The 7,064-nt window shown below is 52.0% G+C and carries 10 protein-coding genes; 4 read left to right on the top strand and 6 right to left on the bottom strand.

Annotation, left to right across the window (positions count from 1 at the left end; translation table 11 throughout):
- Positions 1 to 190 precede the first annotated feature (190 nt).
- Both DFK18_RS14525 and DFK18_RS14345 read left to right on the top strand, forming a co-directional pair.
- Positions 191 to 406 carry a hypothetical protein gene (locus DFK18_RS14525; protein ID WP_162299802.1) on the top strand — a complete coding sequence of 72 codons (216 nt, stop codon included), beginning with the start codon at positions 191 to 193 and terminating at the stop codon, positions 404 to 406.
- Positions 407 to 456: 50 nt separating this feature from the next.
- Positions 457 to 654, top strand: a complete 198-nt coding sequence (locus DFK18_RS14345) for an AlpA family transcriptional regulator (protein ID WP_114418962.1) — start codon at positions 457 to 459, stop codon at positions 652 to 654.
- Between the two features lie 39 nt (positions 655 to 693).
- Here the strand turns inward: DFK18_RS14345 and DFK18_RS14340 are convergent, their stop codons facing one another.
- The 5 genes from DFK18_RS14340 to DFK18_RS14320 all read right to left on the bottom strand — a co-directional run bounded on the left by DFK18_RS14340 (position 694) and on the right by DFK18_RS14320 (position 4,753).
- Positions 694 to 1,227 (bottom strand): lecithin retinol acyltransferase family protein, encoded by a 534-nt coding sequence (locus tag DFK18_RS14340; RefSeq protein WP_162299801.1) that lies wholly within the window; start codon positions 1,225 to 1,227, stop codon positions 694 to 696.
- Positions 1,228 to 1,297: 70 nt separating this feature from the next.
- The gene (gene radC / locus DFK18_RS14335) at positions 1,298 to 1,792 is read right to left on the bottom strand and encodes a RadC family protein (protein WP_245944410.1); all 495 of its coding nucleotides are present in this window, start codon (positions 1,790 to 1,792) and stop codon (positions 1,298 to 1,300) included.
- Positions 1,793 to 1,814: 22 nt separating this feature from the next.
- A complete protein-coding gene (locus DFK18_RS14330) occupies positions 1,815 to 2,693 on the bottom strand; it encodes a recombination directionality factor (protein WP_114418960.1) in 879 nt (292 codons plus the stop codon).
- On the bottom strand, positions 2,686 to 3,720 hold the full coding sequence (locus DFK18_RS14325; RefSeq protein WP_218563978.1) for a YqaJ viral recombinase family nuclease: 1,035 nt from the start codon (positions 3,718 to 3,720) through the stop codon (positions 2,686 to 2,688). The genes DFK18_RS14330 and DFK18_RS14325 overlap by 8 nt, the downstream gene beginning before the upstream one ends.
- A 67-nt stretch (positions 3,721 to 3,787) precedes the next feature.
- A complete protein-coding gene (locus DFK18_RS14320; protein WP_114418959.1) occupies positions 3,788 to 4,753 on the bottom strand; it encodes a DUF932 domain-containing protein in 966 nt (321 codons plus the stop codon).
- Positions 4,754 to 5,086: 333 nt separating this feature from the next.
- On the opposite strand from DFK18_RS14320, the gene DFK18_RS14315 reads away from it, so the two are divergent.
- Together DFK18_RS14315 and DFK18_RS14310 are read left to right on the top strand one after the other, a co-directional pair.
- Positions 5,087 to 5,989 (top strand): protein rep, encoded by a 903-nt coding sequence (locus DFK18_RS14315; protein ID WP_114418958.1) that lies wholly within the window; start codon positions 5,087 to 5,089, stop codon positions 5,987 to 5,989.
- 116 nt (positions 5,990 to 6,105) lie between these two features.
- Positions 6,106 to 6,384, top strand: coding sequence for a hypothetical protein (locus DFK18_RS14310; protein ID WP_114418957.1), 279 nt, complete (start codon positions 6,106 to 6,108; stop codon positions 6,382 to 6,384).
- Positions 6,385 to 6,480: 96 nt separating this feature from the next.
- On the opposite strand, the gene DFK18_RS14305 is transcribed toward DFK18_RS14310, so the two are convergent.
- Entirely contained in the window at positions 6,481 to 6,963 is a 483-nt protein-coding gene (locus DFK18_RS14305) for a CAP domain-containing protein (RefSeq protein WP_218563977.1), read from the bottom strand.
- Between the last annotated feature and the right edge of the window lie 101 nt (positions 6,964 to 7,064).

The raw sequence follows: 7,064 nt of genomic DNA, 5'->3' as shown, positions 1-7,064 counted from the left end.
ATGTGGGTGGCTACCTGATGGACTACTACAACCGGCAACGACCTCATGCATTCAACGACGGTATTTCGCCCGTTGCAGCTGAGGAAAACCTTAAAACACTGTCCGGGATTAGTTGACCACTACATGCTTGGCATTGGATGTGGCCGCTAGGCTGCGAGATTGGCTTAAGCTTCCCATAGAGTTTTTTGTTGTGCCTGAAGCCTCAGTTGCAGGATCTATTGCAGTTGTTTCCCTAGAGGCTCTAAGTGTTGATTCTGAGCCTTCAAGCAATTTGATGATGTCGATTAGTGAAATTGAACAATTCAAAAATCCAGAGGTGATGACCACCAGGGATGATCAATTTGGAGTGCCTCGGACCTGGCTAAGAAGTGTAGGGGGGGATAATCCTGAAATTGACCCTGCGTAATTTCTTACAGCTCGCACGCACCTTATGAACCCATTACAAGGTGCTTTGCCATGAAAGTTTTACGTTTGCCTCAAGTAATGAATCGGACAGGTCTGGCTCGTTCTACCATCTACAAGCTTATGGACTCAGGAGACTTCCCCAAACCAATACCTTTGATGAAGCGGTGTGTGGGTTGGTTGGAAGCAGAAGTTGAGGAATGGATTTGTGAGCGAGTCACTATGCGAGATGAGTCAAAAAATTTTAACTAAACACAAAGTTGGGCGGCACTTGCCGCCCTTCTTCCGAAATTATTTTTTCAGGGTGCGATACACCCCCCAGGTAATCAGACCCAGCCCGGCACCGATAGCAATACCGGCTGGCCCACCAAAAGTACCCAGGGTCGCCCCACCACCGGCAGCAGTGGCTAGCGTTCGTGTGATCGGTCCTCCAGCCAGTGTTGCAGCCGATGCCACCGCTGCCGCAGTCGTTCCAGCCTGGACTTGCGGACTCGTAGGGACACCTTCGTGGCACCAGTTGGCAAAGTGTTCACAGTTATGGAAAAACGCATGGTATTGATCCTCCTTCAGACGGCTTTTAGCTCGGGCAACCACTTCCTCTTCCGAGTAAAGTGACTGGTCGTGGATTTTGATTTTGATGGGTTTACCGTTACCAAAGCCTTCCAGTGTGGTCTGCTGAATACTGCTATCATCTGTGGCTTCTTGTAGTCCCGGTATCCCCCCGGCGTAATGAATCACCTGGCCATTGCCGACATAGATGCCGTGATGGCTGTAGGCTGTACGGGCAACCACCAGGTGATCCCCCAAACGAAATTGTTGCTTCATAAAAAAACTCCTGTTTAAAAAAAGCCCGACCATGAGGCCGGGCTTAAAGCGGGTTAGGAAGCGGAGTGGCTTAAAGCCAGCCCTTTTCAGCAAATGACAGCCAGCCATCAGTGCCCACCACAAAGTGATCCAGCACCCGGATATCCACAGTTTCCAGGGCTCTCTGGACTCGTTGGGTGATGTGGTGGTCTGAATTGCTGGGGGTGGGGTTTCCGGCTGGATGGTTATGCACCAGAATCACCGCAGCGGCGTTGTGCTCCAGTGCTTCCTTAACCACTTCACGCGGGTAGACGCTGGAGGCATCAATCGTGCCGCGAAACAACTCAGTGAAAGCGATCATCCGGTGGCGGTTATCCAGCAGCACCAAACCAAAGATTTCATGGGGGCGCTCCATCAGCAGGGTTTGCAGGGATAAAGCAACGGCTTCTGGATTGTCCATGATGCGGCCCTTGCGAAGACGCCGCCTGGCCAGTTGCTGGGAAAGGTTCAGTAGTTCCGTTTCTGTGACGGGTTCACGAATTTCATAGATGCCGGGCGTTTTCCCGGTCATCAGTTGGGCGGGCATGGGATAGCTCCTTGAAGGTGGTTTAACCATTGGCCGCAAGCTTTTGGCGCAGCGGCTGGTTGCTTTGATGCGGGGGTTGATTGGAGTGGCCATCGTTGGCCGGGGGATAAAACTCTTCGAGAATTTCCGGGATTTCATCCTCGGTGTACTCAAAGAGCCCATTGGCAAAACCATCTCGGGCGGCTTGATCCAGACCCGCCTGGTCATAGCCAGCGGCTTCCAGGGTTTCTTTTCGGTCTTTGGCCAGACCCAGAGCCTCCGTCAGGCTCACGCCTTCGGGCAGTTCCAAGTCCACATAGAAGATGGGTGCCCGAAAACTCTGCTGGGTGCTTTTGCCCCGGATTTTCAGTTGCAACGGCAGGTAGGCCAGCAGCCCCCCGGACAGTCCCTGGTAATACATCATCCGGGCCATCAGGCTGCGGATACTGTTAAAGCCTGTGGTACGAAAGATGAAACTGCTCAGATCACCGCCTTCACCCACCAGCAGGTTCAGGCGACCATAGGCTTTGCACAGGCCGCCCTTACCAAACTCACACAACGAGGGGCCAGGGCAGGGCAATTGCTGTACCCCTTCCTGAGTGGCCCGACGACAAGTATCTCCATTGCCGGTGCAGACCGGACGACCCGACTTGCGATCAAAGAAGGTGTACTCAGCCCGAAAATTCAGATCCGGCTCACTGAATAACAGCCGCACCGGAATCCGCTGAAGCTTCTGGGTTTTGTGTTGTTCACGCAGCTGTTGATCCAGTGGGTGCAGTAACCAGCCATCACGTTGTTGTACCTGAGTCGTCAGGGTGAACTGATCATCTTTCTGGGGCAGGCGTTGGCCGTTTTTCTCGACCACCCGCCCGATACTGATCCGCCCCACAACCGGGGGCGTAATGACAAGACCTTTAATCATGATGCTTCCCTCCTTTAGGAGTGGTGCGGGGTAGAAGAACAAAACGACGACTGCCAGAGCGCAGCTGGGCATAGTCGTTTAGGAGGTGAGGGTGTTCCTTGAGCAGCTTTTTAGAGTCCAGAGCTACCGTATCCTTGCTGCGCTTCCAACTGATGATGCCGCCCTGAAAATGAGCCTTGCTGGCATCCCCCAGGGTTTCCTGAAGGCGCTGCTTTAAGGCAATTTCCTGATCCGACAGAGCTTTCAGTTGTTCACGCAGGCGAACCAGTTGGTCAAACTGATTATTCAGTTGCGGGTCTTCCTTGAGATCCAGGGTTTCCCCGTTGTCATGCGGGTAAAGCTGACGCAAAGCTTGACCGGCTGATTCAGTACCATCAGCCGGGGGTGGGGTATCCGATTCGACCCAAGACCAGAACTGATGCTCCAGCTTGATCAGCTGTTCGATCAGAGCGTCATCGCGCTCAATGCGATACACCCGAAACTCCTGACCACAGATTAAGACTGCGACATCGGCAGATTGCTTGCCGGTCACCGCCAACTGGTGCTGCACCTGGCACTGGTAGTATTCCGGCACACCGTCTTTCCAAAGCTTGGCCCCGAACTCCCCAGCGGTTTTGCATTCCAGCAGCTGCACTTCATCATTGGCCACCACCTGACGATCCAGGTTGGCCAGCATCCAGTGTTTATCCGGGTCGGGGTGCTGCAAAATGGCATTCACGCGCCGGACTCGACGCCCGGTTTTACGGGTGTAGTGTTCGGCTACGATGGGTTCCAACACAGTGCCCCAATACATGGGGGAGCGTTCTTCATCCAGGGATAGCTCAGGCACGGGGGTCATACGCCCTGTTTTGATCATCCATAATTCCAGCTGAGACTGGTAAGGGCTGATGCCTACAGCCGCAGCGGCCTCACTGGCCCCGATGCCCTGATTACGAATCTTGAGCCATTCTTCCCTAGGCATTCCCTTGGTGGATACCAGGCGAATGGGTTGGTGGTTAAAATGCTGAGAAATAGACAGATTGCCCATGTGAACCTCCAGACATAAAAAAGCCCCCGGCGCACGAAGCACCGAGGGCGGATTGAAATAAAATGAATCAGACGACCAGTGCCATGGCCTCATCCAGAGCCTTTTGCTTGAGATTAGCGCCTTGCCCAAACCAGGCCGAATCCAGGCGATAATCGGTATTACGCGCCCGGCGCTCGTGATCCACAAACTCCGTCACGGCATTCAAAAGGCCATAAGCGGTGCCCCGTGCTGAAGCCAGATCCGAACCCCGACCATGCCCATCAAACAACTCCAGGGCACGAGCCATGGCTTTTTGGTTGTTGTCCGGGTTACGAGCATTGGGATCGGTAAACACCTTGCGAAAGAAGTCTTCTGACTCCTTGATCCTGACGGGCCGGTTGCTCAGCTCCTTCATCTGATCCATGAAGCGGCTCCAGCTGCTTACCGAAATGCCCAACTCCTTTTTGACCTTTTCACCATCAAATGCTGTGCTGTGACGAACTTTGACGCTGGTGGCGGCAGCGCCTTGATCCTGCAAGGCCACGGCCAAAGTGTTGTTGCAGACCACCCGCACACTGGTGAACTGAGCCGTGGTGGCCATGCTGCCATCACACGCGGTTGCCAGAAGCACATAGGCGTTGGTGCGATCTTTGCCTTTCAGGACACCAGTTTGCCCGGTACGGGCCAAGGCCCAGAGTTTGCGGCCTCCTTTCAAGACCCCGGCGGTTTCCAGCTCAAAGCCGGAAATCTCAGTCAGATCCCGATAAAACTCCAGAATCTCTTCGGGCTGCACCACCTTGTAGCGGTTGCCAACCACAGACAGGGGTTCTTGAGTATCCGAGCGATACAGAACCTTGCTGTCTGGGTAAGCCAGCAGCTCGCCCAGGTGATTGTCACCCCGCGCAATGAAATGCACCGGGGATTCTTCAATCTGCCAGTTCATACCGGCCTGCTCAGACCAGACTTCCAGCGGTTGTTTTTCAGTCAGTTGGTTGCCCAGGCCATGCCAAGGGGTTTCACCAACATAAGCCATTTGTTCAACGAGATGCGCCATGAATATTCTCCTCAAAAGAAAAAGCCCCACCCTGCTGAATCAATCAGCGGGGCAGGGCATAGGGGGGGGGGTAGATGAAATTGAGCAGGGCAGAGTGGTAGGTCAGCCTGCTGTCAGGTTAGTGATATAGGTCTGAAATATTTTGGAATAGGAGCCAGGTTTGGCTCCTTCTTATTAATATATAAGAAGTTTTTCTACATTTTTTTACATAGCTTGCACATGGTATGAAGAGAGCCAAAACCATGCCTGTGTTGACCCTTTTGGCCCCCAGGCAGGCTAAAGGCACCTCTTCTTCCGATAAATGCCATTCGGCAAAAACTGATAGGTGCAAGCATGTTTACAGATAGATACCCATTCGATCCCGCCTTACAACACTTACCCCAGATCCAAGAGTTCACCCAGCTCAAGAGAAAAGCTGAGGCCATTGCAGGCCAGCTTTTGAGAAATTCCGTAACCCATCAGGATGGTCAGCTAATACACCAATGCGCTGAGACTTTGGGAATCAGCACCCATAACCCAATGACTCCCGTGATCAAGACTTGGTACTGCAAGCATCGGGCGTGCCCGATTTGTCAGTGGCGTAAACAGATGAAGCGTTTAGCGCAAATGCATACGGTACTGGATCTCCTCAAGATGCAGCCCTCTAATCACCGCTGGTTGTTCCTGACATTAACGGTTCAGAACTGTCCAGTGACTGAGCTGTCTCCGGTGCTTGATTGCATGAACCAGGCTTTCAGCCGAATGCTCAGAAGAAAAGAACTGCAACATCTGGCCGGACACCTGAGAAATACAGAAATCACTGAGGACACCCTGCATCCAGGCTATGTTCACCCGCACTTTCACTGCCTGTTACTGGTCAAGCCGAGTATGTTTGCTGGTAAGCATTACGTTAAAGAGTCGCGGTGGGCTGAGTTGTGGCAGGAAGCGCTTGGCATTTCATATCTGCCTAGAGTTCATGTGCGAGGGGTAGCACGTGATGGTCTATCAGAAGATCAACAGGTGATTAACCATGTAGCCTATAACACCAAGGTGGCCAGCAGCTATGAACAAGAGGATGTTTTCGTTGAATTAGTTCAGCAAACCAAAAGAAAACGCCTTTTCTCTGCCGGTGGCTTACTAAGGGAGCTGATGTCGAGCGAAGAGCGTGAGCTGTTTGACGATGAGCCAGAGCCAGAACATCGTGTTTTAAGCCAATGGAGTCCCACGCATTCCACCTATCTGCAACCTCCTCTCTAAAACTTTACAGATCACCCTGATCTTTTGAGCAAGGACGCTTTCCCACTCATTTTTGAACCAACCGCTGGTTTGCCATGGAGTAGAGCAGCCAGAGTTACCTTAAAGAGGAAATCACCATGATCAATCGCAGTAAATCCCAAGCATTTCAGGACAACAAGAAAGAAAGTCAGGAACGCAGAGCCAGCAATCGAGTTCAATCAACAGCGATACTCCAACAAAAAGGGGTTCCTTTTGAGTCGAAAAATAATGGAACCCATCTGATTGTAGGCATCAAGCCGGAGCTATTTGATTTCTGGCCAGGCACTGGCAAGTGGAAGTGTCGCCGCACAGGTAAAGAGGGTCGAGGTGTATTTTCTTTACTTAACGAGTTGAAGCAGAGTCCAGCAATAGCTTAATGCAGGGAGGAAAAAGGGGGTGGGCCAAAGGCTCAGCCCCTTTTAACCCAGAGGAACCTTTTCACAAGCCCAAGTCACCTCTGTTTCGATAGCTGGTTAACCTTTGGGCTTAGCCAGATTCAAAGTCCAGTAACGCTGGCTGTTCTGCCCAGTGGCGGCAATCCCCAACTCGGTGAAATTCCCATTCATCATATTCTTGCAGTGACCGTCACTATCCATCCAGCCTTTGGCAACTGCCTCTACGCTAGCGTGGCCCCGAGCAACATTCTCCCCGTATGTACTCCAACTGTATCCTTGAGCCTCAATACGGTCGCCGGGGGTTGATCCATCAGAACCAGTATGGCTCATGTTGGCGTGTTCATACTGATCATTGGAGTGAACCTGAGCGGCTTCAGCTAGCTTCTGATTCCAGCTTAGTGCAGATTGAGAATCAAATACCCCTTCGCTTCCACAGTCGGCATCCTGGCTACGGTAGTCATTGATTGCTTGAATGAAATCGTTAATTTCTTGCTCATTTAAAGGGTCAAGTGTCCCTTCAGTGGTTTTGGAGGTTTGAGGTGGTCTAATGGATTTGTACAACCCAGTTAAGCATAATCAACTTAACTGAGGTGAAAGCAATGACAACACGCAAGAAATACTCCAAAGAATTCAAACTGGATGCCATCAGTCTGGTGCTTGAA

Origin of the sequence: Marinospirillum perlucidum (assembly GCF_003336805.1) — a bacterium.
GTDB classification, from domain to species: Bacteria; Pseudomonadota; Gammaproteobacteria; order Pseudomonadales; family Halomonadaceae; genus Marinospirillum; species Marinospirillum perlucidum.
This window is presented reverse-complemented; position numbering and strand designations above follow the sequence as displayed.